Origin of the sequence: Pseudomonas sp. (assembly GCF_050739655.1) — a bacterium.
In the GTDB taxonomy this organism is placed as follows: domain Bacteria; phylum Pseudomonadota; class Gammaproteobacteria; order Pseudomonadales; family Pseudomonadaceae; genus Aquipseudomonas.
In genome coordinates this window covers 1-26,848 of record NZ_JBOIBY010000188.1, presented here as the reverse complement: position 1 = coordinate 26,848, position 26,848 = coordinate 1, and the positions used below count along the sequence as shown (strand labels likewise).

Below are 26,848 nucleotides of genomic sequence, written 5' to 3'. Positions count from 1 at the left end.
GATCAAAAGATCGCAGCCTTCGGCAGCTCCTACAGTGATAGCAAACGCCACCGATTTTGCAGAGAGCCCGGTGTCGTCTAACTGTCGAGGCAGCATATTGAAAGGGGCGGGAAAACCGCCCCTTCTGGCTACTATCCGCGATGACGACCGCGGAAGTAGTTGATCAAGCCTTGAGTGGATGGGTCGTCAGCCGGAGATTCCTCGCTGCCAACCAAGCGGTTGTAGACGCCTTTGCCCAATTCCTTGCCAAGCTCCACGCCCCACTGGTCGAAGGCGTTGATGCCCCAGATCACGCTTTGCACGAAGACTTTGTGCTCGTACATGGCGACCAGTGCGCCGAGACGACGCGGGCTGATGCGCTCGACCACCAAGGTATTGCTCGGACGGTTGCCCGGGATCACCTTGTGCGATGCGAGTTTTTGCACATCGGCTTCCGCCATGCCTTTGTCGCGCAATTCGGTCTCGGCTTCTGCAAGGGTCTTGCCGAGCATCAGCGCCTGGCTCTGCGACAGGCAGTTGGCGTACAGCCACTGGTGGTGGTCGGCCACAGGGTTGAAGCTGACGATCGGCACAATGAAGTCAGCCGGGATCAGTTGGGTGCCCTGATGCAGCAACTGGTGATAGGCATGTTGACCGTTGCAACCCACGCCGCCCCAGATCACTGGGCCGGTGTCTGTGGAGACCGGTGTACCGTCCTGGCGCACGCTCTTGCCGTTGGACTCCATGTCCAACTGCTGCAAGTGCTTGGTGATGTTACGCAGGTAGTGGTCGTACGGCAGGATCGCATGGCTCTGCGCGCCCCAGAAGTTGCCATACCAGACGCCGAGCAAAGCCAGCAGTACTGGCATGTTTTGTTCAAACGGCGCGGTGAGGAAATGCTGGTCCATGGTGTAGGCACCGGACAGCAGTTCCTTGAAGTTCGACATACCGATGGCCAGGGCGATCGGCAAACCGATGGCCGACCACAGCGAGTAACGCCCACCAACCCAATCCCACATCGGGAAGATGTTTTCTTCACGGATGCCGAACGCCACGGCGGCGGCGTTGTTGCTCGATACCGCGATGAAGTGACGATGCAGCTCTACTTCCGAGCCACCCTGAGCCAGGTACCAGGCACGGGCGGCCTGAGCATTCTTCAGGGTTTCGAGGGTGTTGAAGGATTTCGACGAGACGATGAACAGCGTGGTCTCGGCACGCAACTTCATGGCCAGCTCGTGGAACTCGCTGCCGTCGATGTTTGCCAGGTAGTGGCAACGCACGCCTTTTTGCGCGTAGGCCAGCAATGCCTCGGACACAAGCTCAGGGCCGAGGAACGAACCGCCGATGCCGATGTTCACCACGTCGGTGATTGGCTTCTCGGTGTAACCGCGCCACAGACCGTCGTGAATACGGCCCACGAGGTCAGTCATCTGGTTCAGCACCTTGTGCACTTCAGGCATCACATTGACGCCGTTGACCGACAGCTTGTCGCCGACCGGACGGCGCAGCGCCGTATGCAGGGCTGGGCGACCTTCGGAAGCGTTGACGATTTCGCCGTCGAACAGCGACTTGATCGCGCCCTTGAGGTCGACTTCATTGGCCAGGCCCACCAGAAGACTACGGGTCTGGGCGTTGATCAGGTTCTTCGAATAATCGAGAAACAGGCCGCAACTGCTGAGGGTGAACTGGGTAAAGCGCTGCGGGTCGGCATTGAAGGCCTCGCGCATGCTGAAATCCTGCATGGCTTGGCGGTGGTCATTCAACGCTTGCCAGGCGGGCAGAGCGGTCACGTCATGAGGAGTGCGGTAATACGCCATCGCTGCGGGTTTCCTTTTTACTTGAACGGCCTTTTGAACACTAAAAATCCCGGAGCGCTATGGGTGGGCGTCCCGGTCAACTGCGTCGACACGAATTCATGGCGCAGGGCGAATACAGTAAACCCCGCGCAAGGAGTTGTCTTGACTTTGTCTGACCTGTTTCCGGTACTTTTTTAACATTGAAGTTAGAAATGTCCGACAAACGGAGGAAAGTGGAGTCGGAAACGAAGAGTGGGCGGTCGGCCCGAGTTGAGGGGCTCAGCAGATCCCTTGTGGCAGCGAGCAAGCCCGCTCCCACAGAGGAATTGTGCTAGTCAGACAGATGCGTCGAGATTCAGGTGCAGGTTGTCGATCAGTCGGGTAGTCCCCAGGAAGGCTGCCACCAGAATGACCAGGTCCCGATCTTCCGGCGTTGCCGGGCGCAAGGTCAGGGCATTGCGAATTTCCAGATAATCCGGTCGCAGGCCAGCGGCTTCGAGCTGCGCGGATTGCGCACTGATCAAGGCAGGGAAATCCCGTTCGCCCTGTTTGATCGACTCGGCCATCTCACTCAGCGTGCGATAGACCACCGGCGCCACGGCCCGATGTTCTTCGCTCAGGAAACCATTACGCGACGACAGGGCCAAGCCATCAGCCGCTCGCACGGTAGGTTCGCCGATGATCTGGATCGGCATGTTCAGGTCGTGGACCAGTGCCCGGATCACGGCCAGTTGCTGGAAGTCTTTCTGGCCAAAAACCGCCAGGTCCGGCTGAACCATGTTGAACAGCTTGCTGACAACCGTCGCAACGCCCTCGAAATGCCCTGGACGGCTGGCGCCGCACAGGCCTTCGGACAATTGCGGGACGCTGACACGAGTCTGGCCAGCCATGCCGTCGGGGTACATCTCTTCAACAGCGGGTGCGAACAACAGGTCGCATCCGGCTTCGAGCAGTTTTTCCTGATCCGCAGCGAGGGTGCGCGGGTATTTGTCGAGGTCTTCGCCAGCACCGAATTGCAGCGGGTTGACGAAAATGCTCGCCACCACGAAATCGACCCGCTGGGTGGCTTTGGTAATCAGCGCGACATGACCACTGTGCAGGTTGCCCATGGTTGGCACAAAGCCGATGCGCTTACCTTCGCTGCGGGCGCGGGCTACGGCAGCGCGCAGTTCGCGTACGGTTTTTACAGTGTTCATGCAGAGAATCCGTGTTCGATGCCAGGGAAGGTCGCCGCTTTGACTTCGGTGACGTAAGCGCTCAGGGCCCCGTGAATGCTTTCCTGACCGGCCATGAAGTTCTTGACGAATTTCGGTACGCGACCGCTGATGGACAAGCCCAGCATGTCATGCATGACCAGTACCTGGCCGTCGGTGCGGTTGCCTGCGCCAATGCCGATGACGGGAATTTTCACCGCCTGAGTTATTTCCTCGGCAAGCTCAGTAGGAACGCATTCGAGCAGCAGCATTGCGGCGCCAGCCTGTTCCAGCGAAATGGCGTCGGCGCGCATCTGCCGTGCCTGGTTCTCGTTGCGGCCCTGGACTTTGTAGCCGCCGAGGATGTTCACCGACTGGGGTGTCAGGCCCATGTGGGCGCATACCGGGATGCCGCGCTCGGCGAGCAGACGGATCGAGTCCGCCAGCCACAGTGCACCTTCGACCTTGACCATGTGCGCACCGGCCTGCATCAACAGAGCACTGTTGGTCATGGCTTGCTCGTTGGTGGCGTAGGCCATGAATGGCAGGTCGGCGAGAATCAGCGCATCGCTATTACCGCGTTTGACGGCGGCGACGTGATAAGCCATTTCGGCGGTAGTGACCGGCAGGGTGCTGTCGTGACCTTGCAAGACCATGCCGAGGGAGTCGCCCACCAGCAGCACTTCGACGCCAGCCTGATTACAGGCGTGGGCGAAAGTCGCGTCATAGCAGGTCAGCATGGTGATTTTTTCACCTTTCTGCTTGAGGCTCTGGAGCGTGGTCAGGGTGATGGCTGGCATGTCAAAAAATCCTCGTTCAGGCGCTATGGAAACTACTGCGAGTAACGCGCGTGATTCGTCATCTACTCAGGCGCACGGTCTTTTGTCGTGCTTATAAGGCCTGGATTGCGCCCTTGTGTGCCGTGTTGGCGGCAGCGGGACGCCTATAGTCGTGAGGAGAACTCGGGAAGTCAATCCAGTGTGTTACCGCATTGTTACGGGTGAGGTGTTACCGAAGGGGACTGATGCGATTCAGCATGTAGCTCTGTACAGAGTCAAAAGATCGCAGCCTTCGGTAGCTCCTACACAAGAATGCATTCCAATGTAGGAGCTGCCGAAGGCTGCGATCTTTTTAAGGTCGACTCAGGACGCCAATACACGTTCCAAGCCGACGAACGGGCATGCTTCAAGCAATTCGGCCAGGGTGCGGCCATCGGCCAGGCGCAGATCCGCAGGTGCCAATTCTGCCAGCGGGTACAGAACGAAGGCACGTTCCTGCATGTGATAGTGCGGAACCTTGAGGCGCGGTTCGTCGATCAGGCGATCACCGAACAGTAGGATGTCGAGATCCAGGGTACGCGGCCCCCAGCGTTCAAGTCGCTCGCGGCCCTGGCCGTTTTCGATTGACTGTAGGGCGTCGAGAAGATCGAGCGGTGTCAGGCTGCTGTCGAGTGCGGCAACCGCATTGGTGTAGCGCGGCTGGCCTGGGAGCAGTGAATCGCTTTGATAAAAGGCGGAAACCCCGATCAGCTCCGATTGCGGCAAGTTCGCAAGCGCCTCGACGGCGCTGCGCAATTGTTCGGCAGGGTCAGCCAGATTACTGCCCATGCCGATGTAGATGCGTTCCATGGACTACTCGCCTGAGGTGCTCGAGGCGCCCGCTGTGCGCTTGCGTTTGGAACCACCGCTACGACGACGTTTGCGTGGCGCGCCAGTGCCTTCGTCCTTGCCGCTGAGGTCGCGGATCATGTCGCGACGTTCGCTTTCGTTGGCATCCTGATAGTCCGTCCACCATTCGCCCAGTCCATCGGTCTGCTCGCCTGCGCTTTCGCGCAACAGCAAGAAATCGTAGCCAGCACGGAAGCGTGGATTGTCCAGCAGCAGATCGGCGCGTTTGCCGCTGCGGCGAGGCAGACGCTCCTGCATGTCCCAGATCTCGCGGATCGGCATGGTGAAGCGTTTTGGAATTGCAATGCGCTGGCATTGCTCGGCAATCAATTCGTGGGCCGCTTCCTGCATCGCCGGAATCGGCGGCATGCCACGTTCCTGCAGGCGCAGTACCCGAGCCGGCAGGGCAGGCCAGAGCAAGGCCGCAAACAGGAACGCCGGCGTTACCGGTTTGTTCTGTTTGATGCGCAGGTCGGTGTTGATCAGCGCTTCGCTGATCAGGGTGTGGGTATAGGTCGGGTTGTATTCGAGCGCTTCGGCGCTGGCCGGGAACAGCGGATCGAACAGCTGCAGGTCGACCAGCATCTCGAAGGTTTCCGCCGCATGGCCGGAGAGGAACAGCTTGAGCACTTCTTCGAACAGACGAGCCGAAGGAATCTCACGCAGCATCGGCGCCAGATCGCGGATCGGCGTGGCGCTGTGTTTTTCGATGCCGAAATTCAGCTTGGCGGCGAATCGCACGGCCCGCAACATGCGAACCGGGTCTTCCTGGTAGCGCTGCTTCGGATCGCCGATCAGGCGGATCAACTGATTGCGGATGTCGTGTACGCCGTTGGCGTAGTCGAGAATGCGCTCGCTGACCGGGTCGTAGTAAAGGGCGTTGATGGTGAAGTCGCGGCGTTGAGCGTCTTCTTCCAGAGTGCCATAGACGTTATCGCGCAGGATGCGCCCGCTTTCGTTGCGAGAGGATTGATTGTTGTCTTCCTCTTCTTCGTTTTGCGGGTGATTGGCGCGGAAAGTCGCCACTTCGATGATTTCGCGACCAAAGTGGATGTGCACCAGTTTGAAGCGGCGACCGATGATCCGCGCGTTACGGAATTCGGCCCGCACCTGTTCAGGGGTGGCACTGGTGGCGACGTCAAAGTCTTTTGGCGTGATGCCGAGCAGCATGTCACGCACGCACCCGCCGACTAGATAGGCCTGGTAACCCGCGCCCTGCAGACGGTCGACGATGTTCACCGCGTAACGGCTGAATTGCGCCTTTTGCAGCGAGTGTTGACCGCTGTTGAGCACTTCAGGCGTGCTGCGGATGTGTTGCGTACGACGCACTGGAGTACGGAATGACTGGAACAGCTTCTTCAGCATGGGATGCACTGTTTGAAGGAATATTCGGCCAATATAGAAGAATGACCGCATGATGGGCGGGGATTCTAGCATTTAGTCGGGGGATGGTGTAGGACGCAGCAGATATGAGCTGTAAGACGCAATACTGTAGGAGCGGCCGGTCGACGCTCGATTGCTTGCGATGGGTGTGAACGATGACGCGTAAAACCAGATGCCCCGATGTGCCTGGGGGATTTTCGCGAGCAAGCTCGCTCCTACACTGGTACGAAGATTTTCTGAAACGCAGAAACTACAAGGGGAGCCGAAGCTCCCCAAGAAGTAGTTGCATGCTCTATTTTTGTTATTGGTTTCGGGCTTTTTGTTTTTGTTGAGTGCCCTCGCCATGAAGATTTCCTTCATGACCCTCCCAATCGGGAGCCAAGAGCAAACGGATTGCTTTGGTCGCTGTGCTGCAGTGATCTCGCGATCCAACCAGTTCAGGCTCTGTCTTAAGACAGTTTTTTGTTGTTCTCGGCCTGGTCGTGGGGCATCCCCCAAATACAACGCCTCTCCAAAAGAATCAGTTAGCTGCGCCTCTCGCCGTCTTGTTTTTATTGTGCGTGAGTCGATTCGTCTTATTTTTATTGTCTTGTGCATTGCTTGTTATTGTTCTTGTACCAAACATATAGCAGGGTGCGTGCCAACTTTTGTGAAGCCCAGTAAAACAAGGGGTTAGGTGCGCTGAAGGGTTTTGAAAGGGCCAAAAAAAGCCGGGGCTTCGTTACCGTAAGCCCCGGCTTCTGTTACGTCGAAAAACTGAGGTAACAGTTTTTTTACAAAGTCACGTGTTACCCGCACATGAGACAGGTGCGGTTCAGCTTTCGCTGGCCACCCCGGTCTTGCGCCGTGGAATGCCCAGGCGCTGACGGCGTTCCCACAGGCACTTGCGACTGACTCCAAGCTTGCGGGCAAGCTCGGTTTCGGTCATGTGGTCCTGATGCTCGAGTACGAAGTGCTGGAAGTAGTCTTCCAGGGACAGGTCTTCGGTCGGTTCGTGATTGTTGTTTCCAGCGGTGCTGTTGCCTTGTTGCGGAGGCAGGCCGATGAATTCGTCGTCTTCCAGATCACCCAGTTCGATGTCAATGCCCAGTAGTTCGGCAGAAATCTCCGGGCTCTCGCAAAGAATGACCGCGCGCTCGACGGCATTTTCCAGTTCACGAACGTTGCCCGGCCATGAGTAATGACGAATGGCTTGTTCTGCGTCTGGAGCGAACTTCAGGTCGGTACGATTGATCCGTGCACTCTGCCGCGCCAGGAATGCATTGGCGATTTCATTGACGTCGGAACCGCGCTCGCGCAGAGCTGGCAATTTCAGAGCGATTACGTGAAGGCGGTAATACAAATCTTCACGGAACTGTCCGATCTTGGCCAGGCTCTTGAGATCACGGTGAGTCGCCGCGATCAGGCGCACATCGACTTTCTGTGACTGAACAGAGCCAACCCGACGAATTTCACCTTCCTGCAGCACGCGCAGTAGTCGAGCCTGGGCTTCCAGCGGCAATTCGCCGATTTCGTCGAGGAACAGGGTGCCACCGTCCGCAGCTTCTACCAGGCCGGCACGTCCTGCGCTTGCCCCGGTAAACGCGCCTTTTTCGTGGCCGAACAGTTCGGACTCGATCAGGCTTTCCGGAATGGCCGCGCAGTTCACCGAGATCATAGGCGCCTTCGCCCGTTTGGACAGGTTGTGCAGAGCGCGGGCCACCAGTTCCTTACCGGTACCGGATTCACCCTGGATCAGCACATTGGAATCGGTCGGCGCGACTTTGCGAATCTTGCCGTACAAATCCTGCATCGGAGGGCACGAGCCGATGATGCCGATTTCGCCATTGCTGTGGTCCGTACCGGGTTTTGCTGCGCCATTGGTGGTTTTGCCGGTAGCCGGCTCACCACTGGCTTGCACCGATTGTCGGTCACGCAGGATTCGTGCAACGGCCTGGAGCATCTCATCGTGATCGAAAGGCTTGGCGATGTAGTCCACCGCCCCCATCTTCATCGAGTCGACCGCAGAACGCAGGCTGGCGTAACTGGTCATGATCAGCACCGGCGTACCTTGGCCAAGTTTGATCAACTCGGTGCCCGGAGCGCCAGGCAGACGCAGGTCACTGACGATCAGGTCGAACGTGGGAATGGTGAAGCGTTCTTGTGCTTCCTGCACGGAACCGGCTTCGCTGACCTGGTACTGGTTGCGTTCCAGCAGGCGGCGCAAGGCGGAGCGGATAATGGTTTCGTCTTCGACGATCAAAATGTGCGGCATTGATTCGATACTCTCGACGGTCTCAGTTCACAGCGGACGTCGCTTCGACATGACGCGGTAGAGTCACCCGAATACGGGTGCCGCGTTGGCTTTGAACATCAGCCGGGCTGTCGATGGTGATTTGTCCATAATGCTCTTCAACGATGGAATAGACCAGTGCAAGGCCCAGACCGGTGCCTTCACCCGGGTCCTTGGTGGTGAAGAAGGGTTCGAACAATCGGTCCATGATGCTCGAGGGAATCCCGCTGCCTTCGTCTTCCACGATCAGGTCGACCGTGTGTTCGCCGGCTTCGCTTTTGACTCGCACCGCGCTGCCGGGAGGCGAGGCATCACGGGCGTTTGAGAGCAGGTTGATCAATACTTGGGCCAGACGCTGTGGGTCACCTTCGACCCAGTGCTCGGGATCACACAGGTTATAGAACTGCACCTCGAAATTACGTCGGTTCAGCGCCAGCAGGCCGATGGCATCCTGAGCCACCTCGGCCAGACAGACGGGCTCGTCGCTGTGTTGGTGGCTGCCGGCATGGGCGAAGCTCATCAGCGACTGAACGATGCGCGATACGCGCTTGGTCTGTTCGAGGATCTGTCCGCTGATTTCCTTGAGTTCGCCATCCTCTTCACGCTCTTCGCGAAGGTTTTGCGCCAGGCAGGCGATACCGGTGATCGGGTTGCCGATTTCATGGGCGACGCCGGCAGCCAGTCGACCGATGCTGGCCAGACGCTCGGAGTGCACCAGTTTGTCTTCGAGCATCTGGGTTTCGGTCAGGTCTTCCACCAGCAGTACCAGGCCGCTGTTGCCCGGTGCGAGCGGCTCGTCGATCGCCGCTTTGTGCAGGTTCAGCCAGCGGGTCTGGCCGTCGAGGGCCAGGTGCTGCTTGTGCAAGTGCTCGTCCGGAACATTGATGAAGCCTTGCAGCAATGCCTTCCACGGGTCGGCAATGGTGCTCAGGCGCGAACCGACCACACGTTGCGCGGCGATCCCGGTCAGTTCCTCCATGGCTTTGTTCCACATGAGGATTTCCTGATCCTTGGCCAGTGAGCAGACACCCATCGGCAACTCTTGCAGGGTCTGGCGGTGGTAACGGCGCAGGGCATCGAGTTCGGCCGCCAGACCAGTCAGGCGCGAGTGGTAGTCCTCAAGGCGGCTTTCGATGAAGTGGATGTCTTCGGTGACATAGTTTTCGCCCCCGGCCTTGTAGGGTAGGAAGGTTTCCACCATGTCTTGAGCCACGCTCGGCCCCATCAGGCCTGAGAGGTTGGCTTCAATACGGTCGCGCAAGCGGCGCAGGGCATACGGGCGGCGCTCGTCGAAGGGAAGATAGAGATCACGCAGGGCTTGTTCGACTTCCTTCTGAGCAGCTTTTGCACCCAAGGGTTTGGCCAGTTGCGTGGCGAACTCCTGAGGTGACGCCGCATGCAACTCGCGGCGTTGCGGGCGGCGGACGTTGTCCACGGCACAAGCTTCGGCGGCGCTGGCTTCTTCGGTGCTGGCATTGGTGAACAGTGAAATCAGGGTGAACATCAGCACGTTGGCGGCCAGCGAGGCGATCGCCGCCATGTGCCAACTGGTGTCGTCCAGCACGTAGATCATGTTCAGCAGCGGAATGTAGAAACCTTGCAGGTTGCCAACCAGCGGCAACAGCATGGTCACCAGCCACACCAGAATCCCCGCCAGCAAGCCGGCGATGAAGCCGCGGCGATTAGCGGTCGGCCAATACAGGACCGACAGTACGCCCGGCAGGAACTGCAACGTGGCCACAAACGCAACGATGCCGAGGTTGGCCAGGTCCTGCTCGGCGCCCAGCAACAAGTAGAAGCCGTAACCGGCCATGATGATCGCGACGATCAGCGCACGACGTGTCCACTTCAGCCAGCGATAGATGTTGCCCTCGGCCGGAGGCTGATAAAGCGGCAGTACCAGGTGGTTCAGCGCCATCCCCGACAGTGCGAGAGTGGTGACAATGATCAGGCCGCTGGCGGCCGACAATCCGCCGACATACGCCAGCAGCGCCAGCGCCTTGCTGTTGGCGGCGATGCCGATACCCAGCGTGAAGTATTCCGGATTGGTGGTGGCGCCAAGCTTCAGGCCCGCCCAGAGAATCAACGGCACCGCCAGGCTCATTAGCAACAGGAACAGCGGCAGGCCCCAGCTCGCGCTGACCAGCGACCGTGGATTGAGGTTCTCGGTGAAGGTCATGTGGTACATGTGCGGCATCACGATCGCCGAAGCGAAGAACACCAGCAGCAGCGTTCGCCAAGGACCTTCCTGCAATGGGGTGTGCAGGGCGGCGAGGGCGGTCTGATTTTGCAGCAACCACAGCTCCAGCTGTTGCGGGCCGTCGAACACGCCATACAGCGCATAAAGGCCTACGCCACCCAGTGCGAGCAGTTTGATGACTGACTCGAAGGCAATCGCAAAGACCAGGCCTTCATGTTTCTCGCGGGTCGCGATGTGCCGGGAACCGAAGAAAATCGTGAACAGTGTAATCAGTGCGCAAAAGCTCAGGGCCACGCGGTGTTGCACCGGTTCGCGGGTGAGAATGCCGATGGAGTCAGCCACCGCCTGAATCTGCAAGGCAAGCAGCGGCAATACGCCGACCAGCATGAAAATGGTGGTCAGTGCGCCAGCCCAGGTGCTACGGAAGCGGAACGCAAACAGGTCCGCCAGCGACGACAACTGATAGGTGCGGGTAATTTTCAGAATCGGATACAGCAACACAGGCGCCAATAGAAATGCGCCCGAAACTCCCAGATAGCTGGACAGGAAGCCGTAGCCGTACTGATACGCCAGGCCAACCGTGCCATAAAACGCCCAGGCGCTGGCATAGACCCCCAGGGACAGGGTGTAGGTGAGTGGGTGGCGAATGATCGCCCGGGGAATCATGCCCCGTTCGCTGACCCAGGCCACGCCGAACAGCACCGCCAGGTAGGCGGCGCTGATCAGGATCATCTGGGTCAGGCTAAAGCTCATCGGCATCTTTTTGGCTCTGCAGGATGAAGGTCACGACGATCAGGATCAGCCAGAGCAGATAAGGGCGATACCAGGCGCCAGTGGCGTCGATCCACCAATCCATGATGGCCGGGGAAAACAGATAAATCCCCACTACCAGGAGCAGGACCAAGCGATAGATGTACATCCCGGCCTCTCTTTTTTATGCGGGTGCCCGAAAACGTGCGGCGATGGTAACGGATGGGCGCGCGACTGCAAGTACGATCACTTTAGCGTGGTCTCGGGCAGGCAAAGTGTGCGCGGGATCAGCAAGGCGTCCCAGTGGGCAATACCCCAATCCAGCACTTCCCGTGGTGAGCCGTAAGCCAGCTCGTCGCCCGGGTTCTGGCCCAATGCCCGCAAGGCCCTTAGCAACAGAGGCGTTGCCTGATCTGCGGTCAATGGCGGCGATCGGTAGGACTTGCCGAGTTTGTTGCCATCGGGTTGGGTAATCAGCGGGATGTGCAGGTAACGTGGTTGTCGCAGGCCGAGCAGCTCCTGCAAATAGAGCTGGCGCGGCGTGGAGTCAAGCAGGTCGGCTCCCCGGACGATATCGGTAATGCCTTGCCAGGCATCGTCAAGCACCACCGCCAACTGGTAGGCGTAAAACCCGTCCCTGCGGCGAATCACGAAGTCGCCGACATCCCGCCCCAGGTGCTGGTGGAACTCGCCTTGTACGCGGTCGATGAAGTGGTAGTCCAGCTCGGGAACGCGTACCCGGATGGCGGCATCTTCGGTGCCATGCCCGGCATTGCGGCACAGACCCGGATAAATGCCGTGGTACGGCTCCAGTTTTTTGCGCGAGCAAGTGCAGGCGTAAGCCAGGCCGTGATTGAACAGGCGATTGAGCACTTCGGCGTAGGCGTCGTGACGGTCGCTCTGACGAACCATTTCTCCATCCCACTCGAACCCATAACCCTCCAATGCTTTGAGGATCGCCACTTGGGCGCCAGGTTCTTCGCGGGGCGGATCAAGATCTTCCATGCGCATCAACCAGCGGCCGCCCACAGAGCGTGCGTCGAGGTATGACGCCAGTGCGGCGACCAGCGAGCCGAAATGCAGATGGCCACTAGGCGTGGGGGCAAAGCGTCCGATGTAGGTAGGGGAGGTGGTGACGGTCATGAATGCATTAAAGCCAAAAAAACATCAGAAACAAAAACGGAGCGTTCGCACGCTCCGTTTTTCGTTCAAGCCGCAATTACTTGCCGACTTGCTTTTCCTTGATTTCCGCCAGGGTCTTGCAGTCGACGCACATGTCGGCAGTCGGGCGGGCTTCCAGGCGCTTGACGCCGATCTCGACGCCGCACGACTCGCACCAGCCGTATTCTTCGTCTTCGATCAATTGCAGCGTCTTGTCGATCTTTTTGATCAACTTGCGCTCGCGATCGCGGGCTCGCAATTCAAGGGCGAACTCTTCTTCCTGGCTGGCACGGTCTGCCGGGTCCGGGAAGTTGGCTGCTTCGTCCTTCATGTGATCAACCGTGCGGTCGACTTCCTGCATCAAGTCCTGCTTCCACTTGTTCAGGACCTTGGTGAAGTGAGCGCGCATGGGCTTGCCCATGTATTCCTCACCCTTCGTTTCAACGTAGGGCTCGAAGCCGCTGATTGGCTGTTGCTTTGCTTGGGTGGACATGAAATAGACCGCCTCTACTCTTGTAATCCATCTGCGCAGGATTGCTCCATCACCGACACCTGCCGGCCCTGCGACTGCAAGCGGGCGAACTTACCAGATCAAATCAGACCGCGCTACTCCCGGATGTCGAGCTTGCGGTCCGTGGCGCTTGCGAATGCTGGCAATGCGCTGTCTGGTAGCTCTGGAACGCCGCTCAATTACTGATTTTAGTCAATCCTTGGGCGTGCGCTTGAGTCGTTTGTAGACCGGGTCATATGGCCTCTGACCGCTTTAGGTTCTCGCTCGTTCCTGCGCTTGGGTAGAATTGATTCTTTTCTTCGTTGAAGGAAGACCAATGGCTCAGTCCTACAGTGCCCGCAGTCGCGCGATCGAACCTTTCCATGTCATGGCGCTGCTCGCGCGGGCCAATGAATTACAGGCCGACGGTCACGATGTCATTCACCTGGAAATCGGCGAGCCAGACTTCACCACCGCCGAGCCGATCATTCGTGCAGGTCAGGCCGCACTGGAGGCAGGGCGGACCCGTTACACCGCGGCCCGTGGCATTCCAGAGTTGCGCGAAGCCATTTCCGGCTTTTATCAGCAACGTTACGGTTTGAATATCGACCCGCGGCGCATTCTGATTACCCCCGGTGGTTCTGGTGCATTGCTGCTGGCCAGTGCGCTGCTGGTGGATCCTGGCAAGCATTGGCTGCTCGCGGACCCAGGTTACCCGTGCAACCGGCACTTCCTGCGGTTGGTGGAAGGCGCTGCGCAGCTGGTACCGGTCGGCCCGGAGGTGCGTTATCAACTGACTCCGGACCTGGTCGAGCGGCACTGGGATCACGATAGCGTCGGCGCACTCGTCGCGTCCCCGGCCAATCCGACAGGGACGATCCTGACCCGGGATGAACTGGCGGGGCTGTCTCGTGTGATCAAGGAGCGTCACGGTCATCTGGTGGTAGACGAGATCTATCATGGCCTGACCTATGGCACCGATGCGGCCAGTGTGCTGGAGGTCGATGACAGTGCCTTTGTGTTGAATAGTTTTTCCAAGTATTTCGGCATGACCGGTTGGCGGCTCGGCTGGCTGGTGGCGCCAGAAGCAGCAGTCGGTGAACTGGAAAAGCTCGCCCAAAACCTCTACATCAGCGCCCCTAGCATGGCTCAGCACGCCGCGCTGGCTTGTTTCGAACCCGCAACCATCAGCATTCTTGAGGAGCGCCGCGCCGAATTCGGTCGTCGTCGGGACTTCCTGCTGCCAGCCCTGCGGGATCTGGGCTTCGCCATCGCCGTCGAGCCGGAAGGTGCGTTCTATTTGTATGCCGATATCAGCAAGTTCGGTGGCGATGCCTTCGCGTTCTGCCGCCATTTCCTCGAAACCGAGCATGTTGCATTTACGCCGGGGCTGGACTTCGGTCGCTACCAGGCGGGGCATCACGTGCGTTTCGCCTACACCCAGAGCCTGGGGCGCCTCCAGGAAGCGGTGGAACGCATCGCTCGCGGTCTCCAGAGCTGGCAAGGCTGATGCATTTTTATCCTCCTCTTGAAGAAGGTCGCCTGATCCGCCGATACAAGCGCTTTCTTGCCGATATCGAAACCGTTGGTGGCGAGTTGTTGACCATTCACTGCCCGAATACTGGCTCGATGCTTAATTGCCAGGTCGAAGGCGGGCAGGTCTGGTTCAGTCGCTCCAACGACCCCAAGCGAAAGCTGCCGGGCACGTGGGAGATTGGCGAGACGCCGCACGGTCGTCTTTTCTGTGTGAATACCGGGCGGGCGAATGGCTTGATCGAAGAAGCACTGCGGGCCGGTGTCATTACTGAGCTGAACGGCTTTAGCGCACTGAAGCGCGAAGTGGCCTATGGTCAGGAAAAGAGCCGGATCGACTTTCGTCTCGATTACCCGGATGGACCGGCCTATGTGGAAGTTAAAAGCGTCACCCTGGGCTATGAAGGTTCAGCGGTCGCGGCATTTCCCGATGCGGTGACCCAGCGTGGTGCCAAGCACCTGCGCGAGTTGGCGCATTTGGCCCGGGACGGCATTCGTGCGGTGCAGTTGTATTGCGTGAACCTGACTGGCATCGAAGCCGTGCGCCCGGCCGTGGAAATCGACTCGGCCTACGCCGCGGCCTTGCGTGAGGCTGTGGCGTGCGGTGTCGAAGTGCTGGCTTACGGCGTGCGTCTGACCCATGAAGAAATGGTGGTGGACCGGCGTCTGGAAGTATTGCTCGGTGGTTAAAGACTGACCCAGATGCCTTGGGCATCCTCACGGCAGTCGACGCGGATCAGTGACTGCCCTGCGCACGGGCCGGACACGCATTCGCCATCCTCAATCAGAAACAGTGCGCCGTGGGTGGCGCACTGGATCAGGCTGTTGCTGGGGTCTAAAAACTGGTCAGGGGTCCATTCCAGTCCGACGCCACGGTGCGGGCAACGATTGATATAGACGTAAACCTGACCGTCCCTGCGCACGGCGAAGAGTTTATTTCCTTCGATCTCGAAGCCTCGGCTGCTGTTCTCGACTAGCTCAGTGCCTGTGCACAGAAGTTTCATATCTTTCCTCAGGTCCCGCAGTCGTGGCCGGATGTGTCTTTGCTTGACGTGCAAATGCAAGCAATTATCAAATGGCTGACTTGCCTCGCAAGAGACGTTGCCAGGTGCGCAGGATACTTGGCTTGCACACTCGATGTCCGGGAAACCCTTAAAGGAAGCTGTCTATGCGCCTGAGTACCCGTGTTGCTGCGCTCTGTGTCGGATTCTTCATTAGCCATCACGCAACTGCCGCCGACTTGCCCCAGCGTTGGGTCAGTGCTGGCGGGGCGCTTTCGGAGTGGGTGAGTGCATTGGGCGGTGAGTCCAAGCTGGTTGGGGTCGATACCACCAGCCAGCATCCTGCGTCCCTCAAGGCCTTACCCAGTGTCGGCTACCAGCGCCAGCTTTCGGCGGAAGGTGTGTTGAGTTTACGCCCGCAGATACTGGTCGGTACCGAGGAAATGGGACCGCCGCCAGTGCTTTCGCAGATCCGTAGCGCGGGGGTTCAGATCGAATTGTTCTCCGCACAGCCGGACCTGATCACTCTGCAAAGCAACCTGCAACATTTGGGCAAATTGCTTGGCGCCGAAGACCGCGCAGCGCAGTTGCTGGCTACTTATCAACAGGCGCTCGAACGGCAGAAAGTCCGGGTCACCCGGGCACAGCTGACGCAACCATCCCCAGGTGTGCTGTTGTTGCTCGGACACGCGGGTAGCAAACCGTTGATCGCAGGCAAGGACACAGCCGCTGATTGGCTGTTGGAGCAGGCCGGCGGCCACAACCTGGCGACCCATACCGGATACAAACCCTTCTCGAATGAATCGCTGGTGAGCCTGGAGCCCGATGTACTGGTATTTGCCGACAGAGCGTTGAGCGGCGATGCCGCGCGGGAGGCGTTGTTCAAGGAAAATCCCATTCTGGTATCTACTCGCGCAGCCAGAAATGGACGGGTCATCGAACTTGATCCGACATTGCTGGTGGGCGGATTGGGACCACGACTACCTGAAAGTGTGAAAAAGCTGGCTGAGGAGTTCTATCCCGATGCAGCGGGTCAATAGTTGTTCGCTCGACTTTTCCACAGGCAAAAAAAGACCCGGCAAAAGCCGGGTCAAATAACCGTGATTAGCCTGATGAGGAGATAATCTGAGAGTCCGAACCAAGGGCTATTCAGAATATCGACCAGTCTCGCGACCAGTTGTGATAATCATATCGATTCTCATTACCAAGTCAACACCTGATTTTTCATTTGCTTGCGTTGTGTCGCTCGCTATCCGCAAGTCCCTGTAAATACTGAATATTGGCTTGTCGTTTTTTGTGCGCTCGGTGACATGAGTCCGATTAGCCCGGATGACATTCGGTCTTCACTCAATTTTTGTGGCGTGACGAAATGGCTTCCAGCTGTTTATTCAGGGCCTCTTTGCGTTCGGCGGGAATGTCGTTCCAATGCACATCCATCAGGGCGCCTTCTATCGCATACAGCAACACCTTGGATGCCCTAAACCCGCGGGTGCGCACGGCCCGATAAGCATCCACCGCCCCCAGGCGACGCAAGTCCGAGGCGCTGTGGATGCCCACGGCATGCAGCCACTGCGCTGACGTCTTGCCAAGATTTTTCAGGTGTTGCAGTTCATCATTCATCAAGCCTCCTTGCGATGGCCGAATGGTGCGTGGGCAAGCTTCTGAGGAGTGTAGCCATCAGTAGGAAAAGCGTGATTGTTTGGTCGTTTTCGGCGCAAACGCTTCTAAGAGTTCCGTGATGACTGGCGTGAGAAAATTCGCGAAACAAGTGGGAAAGGGGCGGAAGAGGTCGGGATTTTGAGCAAAACTGCCAGAGGTCCAGCGCAAAGCGGGGGCGCTGGACTTGTCAGATTACGTTCGATGTCAGCGGGTGCGATAGCGCAGTCGTGTACCGAAATTCATCGACATCAGAATTTCATCGGCACTGAGCTCTGCTGGAAAGTAAGCACCGGATATTTGTGCATGAGCCAGGCTCGCACCTTCTAACGAAGCATTGCGAAAATCGATGCCGCGCAAATCGGCGGAGCGAAAGTAGGCATCGGTAAAGTCGATACCGTCAGCGTTCAACTCGCGCAGGTCCAAGCCACGGAAGTCACCCGAGACCATGTCGATAGGCCCTTCCTTTGGTCGTTCGTTGTTGAAGCCTGTGATGTCGTCTTTGTGCAGCAAGGCATAAAGCGGAGTGTCGAGAAGTTTTGGCTGGCTCATGTCACATCACCTGTTGGTTTTATGACGCCAGTATAATGCCACTATTTGTCAGTCGTGAAGCCGGTAAGGGCTTCACGACTCAAATACTTCCTTACAGCCCTGGCAAGCGTTGGCGAATCTGTTCCACCACGGTGTCGAGGGTCCCGCTTTCATTAGTCTGGACGCGTTTGCTGCAAAGGATTTCTGCTGGGGTCAGGGGTTCACGACTGGCTTGTTGGGCTTCGATTACTGCCAGCGTGGCATCGGATGGGTCATTTTTTTCCGTCTGACGTACTGCCAGCCAGCTTTCAATGACGGCTTGCGGCGCGTTGCAATCAAGGATCAGGAACGGTGTACCGGTCGATTCAGCAATTTTTGCTGCGTTGTCTCGCTGCTCATGCTTGAGGTAAGTCGCATCGATCACCACCGGGAAGCCTGCGTGCAAAATCACTGCCGCAATTTCGTGAAGGCGGTTGTAAGTGGCAGTGCTGGCGTCGCTGCTATAAATGCCAGCCTGCAAGTCGTTCGCGACGGTTTGCTCACCAAACAGGCGTTTGCGTTCTACGTCGGAGCGCAAGCGAATCGCGCCCAGCGCTTCCACCATGCGCATGGCCACGTGGCTTTTGCCTACAGCGGAGACACCGTGGGTAATGGCCATGAAGCGCGAAGGAATGGTGCTGTAGCTTTCCGCCAGGTTGGCGTAATTGCGGTACTGACGCAGGCTCGTGGCGCGCTGCACCGGGGTGGCATCGGCCGGCATGCTGAACAGCGCAACTTTGGCGCGAACCATTGCGCGGTAGGCTTTATAGAAGTTCAGCAGCTCCAGGCCCTGATAGTCGCCAGTCAGCTCCAGGTATTGGCTGATGAAGCGACGTGCCAGGCATTTCAGGCCACGGTCTTCCAGGTCCATCGCCAGGAACGCGCTGTCGGCGTACACATCGGTGAAGCGGAATGGTTCGTTGAACTCGATGCAGTCGAAGATTACAACGTTGCCGTCGATCACGGTGGCGTTGCCCAAATGAATGTCGCCGTGGCATTCACGGATGAACCCCTCGGCTTTGCGCTGGGCGAGCAGCGGCTTGAGACGTTCGAAACTGCTCTCTGCCCAGGCTTTCAGTGCGTCGAGTTGCTGAAGGTCGGTCTTGTCGCTGAGGAACGGGAGGACCTGTTCAAAGTTCTGGCGCACTGGCGCCATCACGCTGTCCGGGGTGCCGGCTTCATGTTCGCCCGGGACTTTCGGTGCGTCGAGGTGAAAGCGGGCGATTTGAGCCGCCATCGCATCGACGTGCCCGGTGGTCAGTTCGCCGTTGGCCTGCAGGGTGCTGAGCAGTCCGTTCTGTGGAAATTGGCGCATTTTCAGCACATATTCGATGGCCGGACCTTCCCCGCCCAGTTGTGGTTCTTCGGCGCTGCCAGTAATCGGCAACACTTCGAGATAGAGGTCTTCGGTCAGACGCTGGTTCAGGCGCAGCTCTTCGCCGCAAAAATGCTCGCGAGCCTCAAGGCTGGTGAAGTCGAGGAAACCGAAGTTCACCGGCTTCTTCACTTTATAAGCAAAGGCGCCAGTCAGCAGTACCCAGGAAATGTGGGTCTCGATGACTTGGAACCCGTCTACAGGATGCGGGTAGAGGGCCGGGTTTTGCAGGGCGGCAATCAGGGACTGGCTCACAGGCGATCCTTCAGAGTCTGGAAAAATTCAGGTCGACATTATGGCGGCTAGCCAGCCTAACGCAAACTCGGAGGGCTCCTGTTGAGTATGAATAAAGTGCGTATAATCCGCCGCCATGACTCGTACCCGATCCCCCCGTACCCCTAAAAAACCACCTTCCCGAGGCCTGCGGCCTTGGCTGGGCTGGGCCCTTAAACTCAGTCTCGTCGGCCTGGTTGTACTGGCCGGGTTCGCTGTTTACCTCGATGCCATCGTGCAGGAGAAGTTTTCCGGCAAGCGCTGGACCATTCCGGCCAAGGTATATGCTCGTCCGCTTGAGCTGTTCGTCGGACAAAAGCTGAGTCGGGACGACTTTCTTACCGAGCTCGATGCCTTGGGCTATCGCCGTGAAAGTGTGAGCAATGGTCCCGGCGCGGCGGCGGTCAACGGCAATACTGTCGACTTGAATACCCGTGGCTTTCAGTTCTATGAAGGCATGGAACAAGCACAGCCGGTACGCGTGCGTTTTTCCGGCGACTATGTTGCCGAGCTCTCGGCAACGAACGGTTCGAAGCTATCTGTGGTGCGCCTGGAACCGCTGCTGATCGGCGGGATTTATCCGAAGAACCTCGAAGACCGCATTCTGATCAAAATCGATCAGGTCCCACCGTATTTGCTGGAAACCCTGGTTGCCGTGGAAGATCGGGATTTCTATAGCCACTGGGGTGTGTCGCCGAAGTCGATTGCGCGAGCCGTCTACGTCAACACCTCTGGCGGCAAGATGACCCAGGGCGGCAGTACGCTGACACAACAATTGGTCAAGAATTTCTACCTGACCAGCGAGCGCAGTCTGAGTCGTAAACTCACCGAAGCCATGATGGCGATGCTGCTTGAGTTGCATTACGACAAACGAGAGATTCTTGAGGCTTACCTCAATGAAGTGTTCATCGGTCAGGATGGTCAGCGGGCGGTGCATGGTTTCGGCCTGGCCAGTCAGTTCTTCTTCGCGCAGCCGTTGTCCGAACTGAAACTGCATCAAGTCGCAATGCTGGTGGGCATGGTCAAGGGGCCGTCGTATTACAATCCGCGTCGCAATCCTGAGCGGGCACTCGAGCGGCGCAATCTGGTGCTCGATGTGCTTGAGCAACAAGGTGTTGCCACCGCCGAGCAGGTCGCTGCCGCGAAGAAAATGCCGTTGGGAGTAACAACGCGAGGCAAATTGGCGGACAGCTCGTTCCCAGGCTTCCTTGATCTGGTCAAGCGTCAACTGCGAGCAGACTATCGCGACGAAGACTTGACCGAAGAAGGCCTGCGAATCTTCACCAGCTTTGACCCGATCCTGCAGATGAAAGCCGAAGCGTCGGTCAACGACACCTTCAAGCGCCTGTCCGGGCGCAAAGGGTCTGACGATGTCGAGGCGGCCATGGTTGTGACCAATCCGGAAACCGGAGAGGTTCAGGCCATGATTGGCAGTCGTCAGGCAAGTTTTGCCGGTTTCAACCGTGCATTGGATGCTGTTCGACCGATTGGCTCGCTGATCAAACCGGCGGTTTATCTGACCGCGCTTGAGAAACCAAGCCAGTACACATTGACCAGTTGGCTGTCGGACGAGTCCTTCTCGGTCAAGGGTGCGGATGGCCAGGTCTGGAAACCGCAAAACTATGATCGACGCTCCCATGGCACCGTCTTCCTTTATCAAGGGTTGGCGCATTCCTACAACCTGTCGACCGCGCGTCTCGGCCTGGCGGTAGGCGTACCGAATGTGCTCAAGACGTTGGGGCGCTTGGGTGTGAGTCGCGAATTCCCGGCTTTCCCGTCGATGTTGCTCGGTGCGGGCGGCATGACCCCGATCGAAGTGGCGACCATGTACCAGACGCTTGCCAACGGTGGTTTCAATACACCGATGCGCGGGATTCGTAGTGTGTTGACTGCCGAGGGGGAACCGCTCAAACGTTATCCGTTCCAAATTCAGCAGCGTTTTGATCCGGCATCTATTTACTTGATCCAGAGCGCCATGCAGCGGGTCATGCGTGAAGGCACTGGCAGTTCGGTTTACAACGTTTTACCAAAAACCTTGACCCTGGCGGGCAAGACGGGGACCAGTAACGACTCCCGAGACAGTTGGTTCGCAGGTTTCAGTCAGGACTTGCTGGCGGTGGTCTGGCTGGGTCGCGATGACAATGGCAAGACGCCTTTCACGGGTGCTACCGGTGCCTTGCAGGTTTGGACGAGCTTCATGCGCAAGGCCGATCCACTTCCACTGGACATGCCGCAGCCGGATAATATTGTTCAGGCTTGGGTCGATTCACGAACCGGACAAGGCTCCGACGCCGGTTGCCCCGGTGCCGTGCAGATGCCGTATATTCGCGGCAGCGAACCGCCTCCAGGCGCCGCTTGCGGTGGTGAGAACCCTGCTGAGACGGTGATGGATTGGGTCAAGGGCTGGATGAATTAAGCAAAGAGGGTTTCAAGTGAACAAGTGGTTGATTCCAGCGGTTACCGCCGTGGCTTTGCTCAGCGGTTGTTCTTCCGTACAACGCGGCTCGATTCCGGTTGTAGACTCCGGCACCGGCGTCTCCAACAGCGAACGGGTCTCGGCTAATGGCGGCTACCGGCAGACAACGGTAAAACGTCCCGTGCAATCGCAAACCCGGGAAATTCCACAAGGCGATACCGGTGTGGTCGTGATGGTGCCTGGTGGCGGCGCGACAACTTCGACGCCGATCAGCACCACGCCGATAACCCCAGGTCCGATTACTCCGGGACCGATTGATACCATGCCGGTCCAATCGGCACCGATCAATCAGGGCAGCTACAGCATGCCTTCGACGCCGAGCGGGATTCCTTCTGCCAGCTCTGGAGGTCTATCGGCCGATGAGCAGTTGGACGGCCCGGTCCTGGCCTTGTTGACTACCGCTCAGCAGCAACAGGCCGGTGGCGATCTCAATGGCGCTTCTTCAAGTCTGGAGCGCGCGCAGCGCGTCGCCCCACGTGAGCCGCAAGTGCTTTATCGACTGGCTCAAGTGCGCATGGCCCAGGGTGATGCACCGCAAGCCGAGCAATTTGCTCGCCGTGGCCTGACGTTCGCTAATGGTCGTCCGGCGCTGCAGGCCAGCCTGTGGGAGCTGATCGCCCAGGCGCGAGAGAAGCAAGGTGACTCTGCTGGCGCGTCTTTGGCTCGCCAGAAAGCCAAGGTTACCTCGTGATGGATGCGCGCTTTCCTCAGATCGCCGATCAGTTACTGCTGATCGAGCGTGAGTTGCGGGAGCAAGGGTGGTGGGATGAAGTCTCGCCATCCCCTGAAGCACTTTCCAGTGTCGAGCCTTTTTCGGTGGATACCCTGGACTTCGAGCAGTGGCTGCAATGGATTTTCCTGCCACGCATGAAAGCGATCCTCGAACAGGATCTGCCTTTGCCCAACGCATCAGGGATTCAGGAAATGGCCGAAATGGTCTTCGCTGGCCGAAATGTCCAGGGCAAGGATCGTCAGCTGCAAGTGCTGCTTAAAGAGTTTGATCGGCTGATTACCGCCTCCCGCTGAACCGGAAACTGCCAGGTCTTACTGGCAGTTCTCTGTAATCTGCTTCTGGGTTTCACCGATGCGTTCCTGCCGTTGAGCGTCGCCCAGGCGACGCAACTCTCCCTTCACTTCCTCTCTGAGTCGTGGGTTGTTCTGCAACTGCGCGAGATTTGTTCGCGCCTGCTCACAAAACACCTTCAATTCTGCTTGTTGCTCGGTAACTTGCTGTTTGATGTTTTTGTCGATGGTCTGTTGATCGTCAATCGCTCCGCTCTTTGCGGCAGCTGAGCGCGACTTGCCTGCAGGCGCGGACGGAGTGATGACCGTGGCTTGCTGGCCGGGCGGCGGCTGAGCATCAAAGTGGGTTACACCTTGGGCGTCGACCCATTTGTAAATCTGCGCGGCCATGGACGGTGGGCTGAAGGCTATCATCAGGCCGGCGATGAAGAGGTGCGTACGCATGCCAATTCCTTGTCAAAAGTTGCGCAATTGAAGCTAACACACAGGGGGTTTATAGGTTTTTTCTTGCGTTCTCATGCGGTTACTAGAATAAACCTCATAGACGACTTGACTTGCAGAGGACGAAACAGAAGAATCCAAAGTCCGCTGTAGAGGGACTGCCAGAAGCAGACCCACTCAGCAGATCATGAGGCGCACATCCGCGTCGACCTGTTACACCCGCAACGCGTTACCTCGCGCTGGGTGGGAAAGGCCCGCAACACTTGGGACGATCCCAATACTTGCTCAGTCAGTGCTGACGTAGTCGGCGACCACCGTCGCTCATGCTCTGCTGAGAAGTAAACCTATTAAGACCCGTCCCTTTTTTCGTGGGCGGTATTCTGGCGTTTTAGAGGTGAGCAACGTGGAGCTTTTATCTGGCGGTGAGATGCTCGTCCGCTTTTTGCGTGACGAAGGCGTCAAATATATCTACGGGTACCCGGGTGGTGCTCTTCTTCATGTCTATGATGCCTTGTTCAAAGAACCGGAAGTGACCCACATTCTGGTTCGTCACGAACAGGCTGCGACCCATATGGCTGACGGCTACGCCCGTGCCACCGGCAAAGCCGGCGTGGTACTGGTGACTTCCGGTCCGGGCGCAACCAATGCCATTACCGGCATCGCCACGGCCTATATGGACTCCATTCCGATGGTGGTCATTTCCGGCCAGGTGCCGAGCACCATGGTAGGCACCGACGCATTCCAGGAAACCGATATGATCGGTATCTCCCGGCCGATCGTGAAACACAGCTTCATGATCAAGCACGCGTCGGAAATCCCGGAAGTCATGAAGAAAGCTTTCTACCTGGCGCAATCCGGTCGTCCTGGCCCAGTCGTTGTCGATATCCCGAAAGACATGACCAACCCGGCCGAGAAATTCGAATACGTCTTCCCGAAAAAAGCCAAGTTGCGCTCCTACAGCCCGGCCGTTCGCGGTCACTCGGGGCAAATCCGCAAGGCAGCAGAAATGCTGTTGGCGGCCAAGCGCCCCGTGATGTATTCGGGCGGCGGCGTGATTCTGGGAGGTGGCTCCGCGCCGCTGACCGAACTGGCGAAGATGCTCAACCTGCCAGTGACCAATACCCTGATGGGCCTCGGTGGCTTCCCGGGCACCGACCGTCAGTTCATCGGCATGCTCGGCATGCACGGCAGCTACACGGCCAACCTGGCCATGCACCATGCTGACGTGATCCTCGCTGTCGGCGCGCGTTTCGACGATCGCGTGATCAACGGTGCTTCGAAGTTCTGCCCGAACGCCAAGATCATTCACATCGACATCGACCCGGCTTCGATCTCCAAGACCATCAAGGCCGACGTGCCTATCGTCGGTCCGGTTGAGAGCGTCCTGACCGAAATGGTCGCGATCCTCAAGGAAATCGGCGAGACCCCGAACAAGGAGTCCGTTTCCAGCTGGTGGAAGCAGATCGACGAGTGGCGCGGTGATCGTGGCCTGTTCCCTTATGACAAGGGCGACGGCAGCATCATCAAGCCGCAGGCTGTGGTTGAGACCCTGTGCGAAGTGACCAAGGGCGATGCCTTCGTAGCTTCGGACGTTGGGCAGCATCAGATGTTCGCGGCGCAGTACTACAAGTTCAACAAGCCGAACCGCTGGATCAACTCCGGTGGTCTGGGCACCATGGGCTTCGGTTTCCCGGCGGCGATGGGCATCAAGTTGAGCTTCCCGGATGATGATGTCGTCTGCGTAACTGGCGAAGGCAGCATCCAGATGAACATTCAGGAGCTGTCGACCTGCCTGCAATACGGCTTGCCGGTAAAAATCGTCATCCTGAACAACGGCGTGCTGGGCATGGTTCGCCAGTGGCAGGACATGAGCTACGGAAGCCGTCATTCGCATTCCTACATGGAATCGCTGCCTGATTTCGTCAAGCTGGCAGAGGCCTATGGTCACGTTGGCGTGCGCATCACCGATTCGAAGGATTTGAAGTCGAAAATGGAAGAGGCGTTCGCCATGAAGGATCGCCTGGTGGTGATCGATATTGCGGTCGACACCAGCGAGCACGTCTACCCGATGCAGATCAAAGACGGCTCCATGCGCGATATGTGGCTGAGCAAGACGGAGCGTACTTAATCATGCGGCACATTATTTCCTTGCTTCTGGAAAACGAACCTGGCGCTCTGTCTCGCGTAGTCGGCCTGTTCTCGCAGCGCAACTACAACATCGAAAGCCTGACCGTGGCACCAACCGAAGACCCGACACTGTCGCGTCTGACGCTGACCACCGTTGGCCACGATGAGGTCATCGAGCAGATCACCAAGAACCTGAACAAACTGATCGAAGTGGTAAAACTGGTCGACTTGTCGGAGAGTGCTCACATCGAGCGCGAACTGATGCTGGTCAAGGTCAAAGCCACCGGTGCCCAGCGCGCCGAGATCAAGCGCACTACCGATATTTACCGTGGACAGATCGTTGATGTCAGCGCCAGCGTGTATACCGTTCAATTGACCGGTACCAGCGACAAGCTCGACAGCTTCATCCAGTCCATTGGCACCGCCTCGATCCTGGAAACCGTCCGCAGTGGCGTAACCGGTATTGCCCGCGGCGACAAAGTACTCAGCATCTAAACCAAATTAGCGAATGGCCTGAACGGCCTGATATAGGGGAAATTCATGAAAGTTTTCTACGATAAAGACTGCGACCTGTCGATCATCCAGGGCAAGAAAGTTGCCATCATTGGTTATGGTTCCCAAGGCCACGCTCAAGCGTGCAACCTGAAAGACTCCGGCGTTGACGTTACCGTTGGTCTGCGTAAAGGTTCGGCCACTGTTGCCAAAGCCGAAGCTCACGGCCTGAAAGTGACCGACGTTGCTTCCGCTGTTGCAGCTGCCGATCTGGTCATGATCCTGACCCCGGACGAGTTCCAGTCCTCCCTGTACAAGAACGAAATCGAGCCGAACATCAAGAAGGGCGCCACCCTGGCCTTCTCCCACGGTTTCGCGATCCACTACAACCAGGTTGTGCCGCGCGCCGATCTCGACGTGATCATGATCGCGCCGAAGGCTCCAGGCCACACCGTACGTTCCGAGTTCGTGAAGGGCGGCGGTATCCCTGACCTGATCGCTATCTACCAGGACGCTTCCGGCAATGCCAAGAACGTTGCGCTGTCCTACGCTGCTGGCGTCGGTGGCGGCCGTACCGGCATCATCGAAACCACCTTCAAGGACGAGACCGAAACCGACCTGTTCGGCGAACAAGCCGTTCTGTGCGGCGGTACCGTTGAGCTGGTAAAAGCCGGTTTCGAAACCCTGGTTGAAGCTGGCTACGCGCCGGAAATGGCCTACTTCGAGTGCCTGCACGAACTGAAGCTGATCGTCGACCTCATGTACGAAGGCGGTATCGCCAACATGAACTATTCGATCTCCAACAACGCCGAGTACGGCGAGTACGTGACTGGTCCGGAAGTGATCAACGCCGAATCCCGTCAGGCCATGCGCAACGCCCTGAAACGTATTCAGGACGGCGAATACGCCAAGATGTTCATCAGCGAAGGCGCTACCGGCTATCCTTCGATGACCGCCAAGCGTCGTAACAACGCCGCTCACGGTATCGAA

The 26,848-nt window shown here is 58.0% G+C and carries 24 protein-coding genes; 9 read left to right on the top strand and 15 right to left on the bottom strand.

The genetic code is table 11. The features are described from left to right. Positions 1–131 precede the first annotated feature (131 nt). The 10 genes from pgi to dksA form a co-directional block, all read right to left on the bottom strand. Positions 132–1,796: a glucose-6-phosphate isomerase gene (gene pgi / locus ACRESJ_RS09275; protein WP_431757643.1), complete on the bottom strand. Its 1,665-nt coding sequence runs from the start codon at positions 1,794–1,796 to the stop codon at positions 132–134. 314 nt (positions 1,797–2,110) lie between these two features. Continuing rightward, positions 2,111–2,971, bottom strand: a complete 861-nt coding sequence (panC, locus tag ACRESJ_RS09270; RefSeq protein WP_431757642.1) for a pantoate--beta-alanine ligase — start codon at positions 2,969–2,971, stop codon at positions 2,111–2,113. Then, on the bottom strand, positions 2,968–3,768 hold the full coding sequence (panB, locus tag ACRESJ_RS09265; protein ID WP_431757641.1) for a 3-methyl-2-oxobutanoate hydroxymethyltransferase: 801 nt from the start codon (positions 3,766–3,768) through the stop codon (positions 2,968–2,970). The genes panC and panB overlap by 4 nt, the downstream gene beginning before the upstream one ends. A gap of 342 nt (positions 3,769–4,110) precedes the next feature. Beyond that, positions 4,111–4,596, bottom strand: coding sequence for a 2-amino-4-hydroxy-6-hydroxymethyldihydropteridine diphosphokinase (gene folK, locus ACRESJ_RS09260; RefSeq protein WP_431757640.1), 486 nt, complete (start codon positions 4,594–4,596; stop codon positions 4,111–4,113). Between the two features lie 3 nt (positions 4,597–4,599). After that, a complete protein-coding gene (locus tag ACRESJ_RS09255) occupies positions 4,600–6,000 on the bottom strand; it encodes a polynucleotide adenylyltransferase PcnB (RefSeq protein WP_431757639.1) in 1,401 nt (466 codons plus the stop codon). Between the two features lie 832 nt (positions 6,001–6,832). Beyond that, a complete protein-coding gene (locus tag ACRESJ_RS09250; RefSeq protein WP_431757638.1) occupies positions 6,833–8,272 on the bottom strand; it encodes a sigma-54-dependent transcriptional regulator in 1,440 nt (479 codons plus the stop codon). A gap of 22 nt (positions 8,273–8,294) precedes the next feature. After that, complete coding sequence (locus ACRESJ_RS09245) at positions 8,295–11,249, bottom strand: sensor histidine kinase (protein WP_431757637.1); 2,955 nt, start codon at positions 11,247–11,249, stop codon at positions 8,295–8,297. After that, positions 11,233–11,409: a hypothetical protein gene (locus ACRESJ_RS09240; RefSeq protein ID WP_003176118.1), complete on the bottom strand. Its 177-nt coding sequence runs from the start codon at positions 11,407–11,409 to the stop codon at positions 11,233–11,235. Before ACRESJ_RS09240 ends, ACRESJ_RS09245 begins: the two co-directional genes overlap by 17 nt. A gap of 77 nt (positions 11,410–11,486) precedes the next feature. Continuing rightward, positions 11,487–12,383: a tRNA glutamyl-Q(34) synthetase GluQRS gene (gluQRS, locus tag ACRESJ_RS09235; RefSeq protein ID WP_431757636.1), complete on the bottom strand. Its 897-nt coding sequence runs from the start codon at positions 12,381–12,383 to the stop codon at positions 11,487–11,489. A 76-nt stretch (positions 12,384–12,459) separates the two neighbouring features. Next, positions 12,460–12,894, bottom strand: coding sequence for an RNA polymerase-binding protein DksA (dksA, locus tag ACRESJ_RS09230; protein WP_224534208.1), 435 nt, complete (start codon positions 12,892–12,894; stop codon positions 12,460–12,462). 334 nt (positions 12,895–13,228) lie between these two features. Here dksA and ACRESJ_RS09225 point away from each other — a divergent pair, with 334 nt between their 5' ends. Then, positions 13,229–14,401, top strand: a complete 1,173-nt coding sequence (locus ACRESJ_RS09225; RefSeq protein ID WP_431757635.1) for a pyridoxal phosphate-dependent aminotransferase — start codon at positions 13,229–13,231, stop codon at positions 14,399–14,401. Next, complete coding sequence (gene sfsA / locus ACRESJ_RS09220; RefSeq protein WP_431757634.1) at positions 14,401–15,114, top strand: DNA/RNA nuclease SfsA; 714 nt, start codon at positions 14,401–14,403, stop codon at positions 15,112–15,114. The genes ACRESJ_RS09225 and sfsA overlap by 1 nt, the downstream gene beginning before the upstream one ends. Here the strand turns inward: sfsA and ACRESJ_RS09215 are convergent. Next, entirely contained in the window at positions 15,111–15,428 is a 318-nt protein-coding gene (locus ACRESJ_RS09215) for a Rieske (2Fe-2S) protein (RefSeq protein ID WP_431757633.1), read from the bottom strand. The two genes, sfsA and ACRESJ_RS09215, sit on opposite strands and share 4 nt — an antisense overlap. A gap of 164 nt (positions 15,429–15,592) precedes the next feature. On the opposite strand from ACRESJ_RS09215, the gene ACRESJ_RS09210 reads away from it, so the two are divergent. Next, the gene (locus ACRESJ_RS09210) at positions 15,593–16,465 is read left to right on the top strand and encodes a heme/hemin ABC transporter substrate-binding protein (protein WP_431757632.1); all 873 of its coding nucleotides are present in this window, start codon (positions 15,593–15,595) and stop codon (positions 16,463–16,465) included. Positions 16,466–16,772: 307 nt separating this feature from the next. Here ACRESJ_RS09210 and ACRESJ_RS09205 read toward each other — a convergent pair whose 3' ends face one another. The 3 genes from ACRESJ_RS09205 to ACRESJ_RS09195 all read right to left on the bottom strand — a co-directional run bounded on the left by ACRESJ_RS09205 (position 16,773) and on the right by ACRESJ_RS09195 (position 19,281). Next, the gene (locus ACRESJ_RS09205) at positions 16,773–17,045 is read right to left on the bottom strand and encodes a TfoX/Sxy family protein (RefSeq protein ID WP_007971093.1); all 273 of its coding nucleotides are present in this window, start codon (positions 17,043–17,045) and stop codon (positions 16,773–16,775) included. 243 nt (positions 17,046–17,288) lie between these two features. Further along, positions 17,289–17,633, bottom strand: coding sequence for a pentapeptide repeat-containing protein (locus tag ACRESJ_RS09200; RefSeq protein WP_431757631.1), 345 nt, complete (start codon positions 17,631–17,633; stop codon positions 17,289–17,291). 91 nt (positions 17,634–17,724) lie between these two features. Beyond that, the gene (locus tag ACRESJ_RS09195; protein WP_431757630.1) at positions 17,725–19,281 is read right to left on the bottom strand and encodes an AAA family ATPase; all 1,557 of its coding nucleotides are present in this window, start codon (positions 19,279–19,281) and stop codon (positions 17,725–17,727) included. A 115-nt stretch (positions 19,282–19,396) separates the two neighbouring features. On the opposite strand from ACRESJ_RS09195, the gene mrcB reads away from it, so the two are divergent. The 3 genes from mrcB to ACRESJ_RS09180 are packed head-to-tail and all read left to right on the top strand — an operon-like array spanning position 19,397 to position 22,801. Beyond that, complete coding sequence (mrcB, locus tag ACRESJ_RS09190; protein ID WP_431757629.1) at positions 19,397–21,715, top strand: penicillin-binding protein 1B; 2,319 nt, start codon at positions 19,397–19,399, stop codon at positions 21,713–21,715. A 16-nt stretch (positions 21,716–21,731) separates the two neighbouring features. After that, complete coding sequence (locus ACRESJ_RS09185; RefSeq protein WP_431757628.1) at positions 21,732–22,466, top strand: tetratricopeptide repeat protein; 735 nt, start codon at positions 21,732–21,734, stop codon at positions 22,464–22,466. Beyond that, a complete protein-coding gene (locus ACRESJ_RS09180) occupies positions 22,466–22,801 on the top strand; it encodes a YqcC family protein (RefSeq protein WP_431757627.1) in 336 nt (111 codons plus the stop codon). Before ACRESJ_RS09185 ends, ACRESJ_RS09180 begins: the two co-directional genes overlap by 1 nt. Positions 22,802–22,819: 18 nt before the next feature. Here ACRESJ_RS09180 and ACRESJ_RS09175 read toward each other — a convergent pair whose 3' ends face one another. After that, entirely contained in the window at positions 22,820–23,242 is a 423-nt protein-coding gene (locus tag ACRESJ_RS09175) for a DUF4124 domain-containing protein (RefSeq protein ID WP_431757626.1), read from the bottom strand. A gap of 400 nt (positions 23,243–23,642) precedes the next feature. On the opposite strand from ACRESJ_RS09175, the gene ACRESJ_RS09170 reads away from it, so the two are divergent. The 3 genes from ACRESJ_RS09170 to ilvC form a co-directional block, all read left to right on the top strand. Continuing rightward, positions 23,643–25,367 carry an acetolactate synthase 3 large subunit gene (locus ACRESJ_RS09170; protein ID WP_431757625.1) on the top strand — a complete coding sequence of 575 codons (1,725 nt, stop codon included), beginning with the start codon at positions 23,643–23,645 and terminating at the stop codon, positions 25,365–25,367. A gap of 2 nt (positions 25,368–25,369) precedes the next feature. Next, on the top strand, positions 25,370–25,861 hold the full coding sequence (ilvN, locus tag ACRESJ_RS09165) for an acetolactate synthase small subunit (RefSeq protein WP_003176102.1): 492 nt from the start codon (positions 25,370–25,372) through the stop codon (positions 25,859–25,861). Positions 25,862–25,906: 45 nt separating this feature from the next. Then, a partial coding sequence (ilvC, locus tag ACRESJ_RS09160) for a ketol-acid reductoisomerase (protein WP_431757624.1) occupies positions 25,907–26,848 on the top strand: 942 nt, incomplete at its 3' end.

Coding starts and splice junctions, on each gene's coding strand:
- ACRESJ_RS09210 (WP_431757632.1), top strand. CDS start 15,593: ATGCGCCTGAGTACCCGTGTTGCTGCGCTCTGTGTCGGATTCTTCATT.
- ilvN (WP_003176102.1), top strand. CDS start 25,370: ATGCGGCACATTATTTCCTTGCTTCTGGAAAACGAACCTGGCGCTCTG.
- ACRESJ_RS09250 (WP_431757638.1), bottom strand. CDS start 8,272: ATGCCGCACATTTTGATCGTCGAAGACGAAACCATTATCCGCTCCGCC.
- panC (WP_431757642.1), bottom strand. CDS start 2,971: ATGAACACTGTAAAAACCGTACGCGAACTGCGCGCTGCCGTAGCCCGC.
- ACRESJ_RS09245 (WP_431757637.1), bottom strand. CDS start 11,249: ATGCCGATGAGCTTTAGCCTGACCCAGATGATCCTGATCAGCGCCGCC.
- ACRESJ_RS09215 (WP_431757633.1), bottom strand. CDS start 15,428: ATGAAACTTCTGTGCACAGGCACTGAGCTAGTCGAGAACAGCAGCCGA.
- gluQRS (WP_431757636.1), bottom strand. CDS start 12,383: ATGACCGTCACCACCTCCCCTACCTACATCGGACGCTTTGCCCCCACG.
- sfsA (WP_431757634.1), top strand. CDS start 14,401: ATGCATTTTTATCCTCCTCTTGAAGAAGGTCGCCTGATCCGCCGATAC.
- folK (WP_431757640.1), bottom strand. CDS start 4,596: ATGGAACGCATCTACATCGGCATGGGCAGTAATCTGGCTGACCCTGCC.
- panB (WP_431757641.1), bottom strand. CDS start 3,768: ATGCCAGCCATCACCCTGACCACGCTCCAGAGCCTCAAGCAGAAAGGT.
- ACRESJ_RS09180 (WP_431757627.1), top strand. CDS start 22,466: ATGGATGCGCGCTTTCCTCAGATCGCCGATCAGTTACTGCTGATCGAG.
- dksA (WP_224534208.1), bottom strand. CDS start 12,894: ATGTCCACCCAAGCAAAGCAACAGCCAATCAGCGGCTTCGAGCCCTAC.
- ACRESJ_RS09255 (WP_431757639.1), bottom strand. CDS start 6,000: ATGCTGAAGAAGCTGTTCCAGTCATTCCGTACTCCAGTGCGTCGTACG.
- ACRESJ_RS09225 (WP_431757635.1), top strand. CDS start 13,229: ATGGCTCAGTCCTACAGTGCCCGCAGTCGCGCGATCGAACCTTTCCAT.
- pgi (WP_431757643.1), bottom strand. CDS start 1,796: ATGGCGTATTACCGCACTCCTCATGACGTGACCGCTCTGCCCGCCTGG.
- ACRESJ_RS09200 (WP_431757631.1), bottom strand. CDS start 17,633: ATGAGCCAGCCAAAACTTCTCGACACTCCGCTTTATGCCTTGCTGCAC.
- ACRESJ_RS09205 (WP_007971093.1), bottom strand. CDS start 17,045: ATGAATGATGAACTGCAACACCTGAAAAATCTTGGCAAGACGTCAGCG.
- ACRESJ_RS09240 (WP_003176118.1), bottom strand. CDS start 11,409: ATGTACATCTATCGCTTGGTCCTGCTCCTGGTAGTGGGGATTTATCTG.
- mrcB (WP_431757629.1), top strand. CDS start 19,397: ATGACTCGTACCCGATCCCCCCGTACCCCTAAAAAACCACCTTCCCGA.
- ACRESJ_RS09175 (WP_431757626.1), bottom strand. CDS start 23,242: ATGCGTACGCACCTCTTCATCGCCGGCCTGATGATAGCCTTCAGCCCA.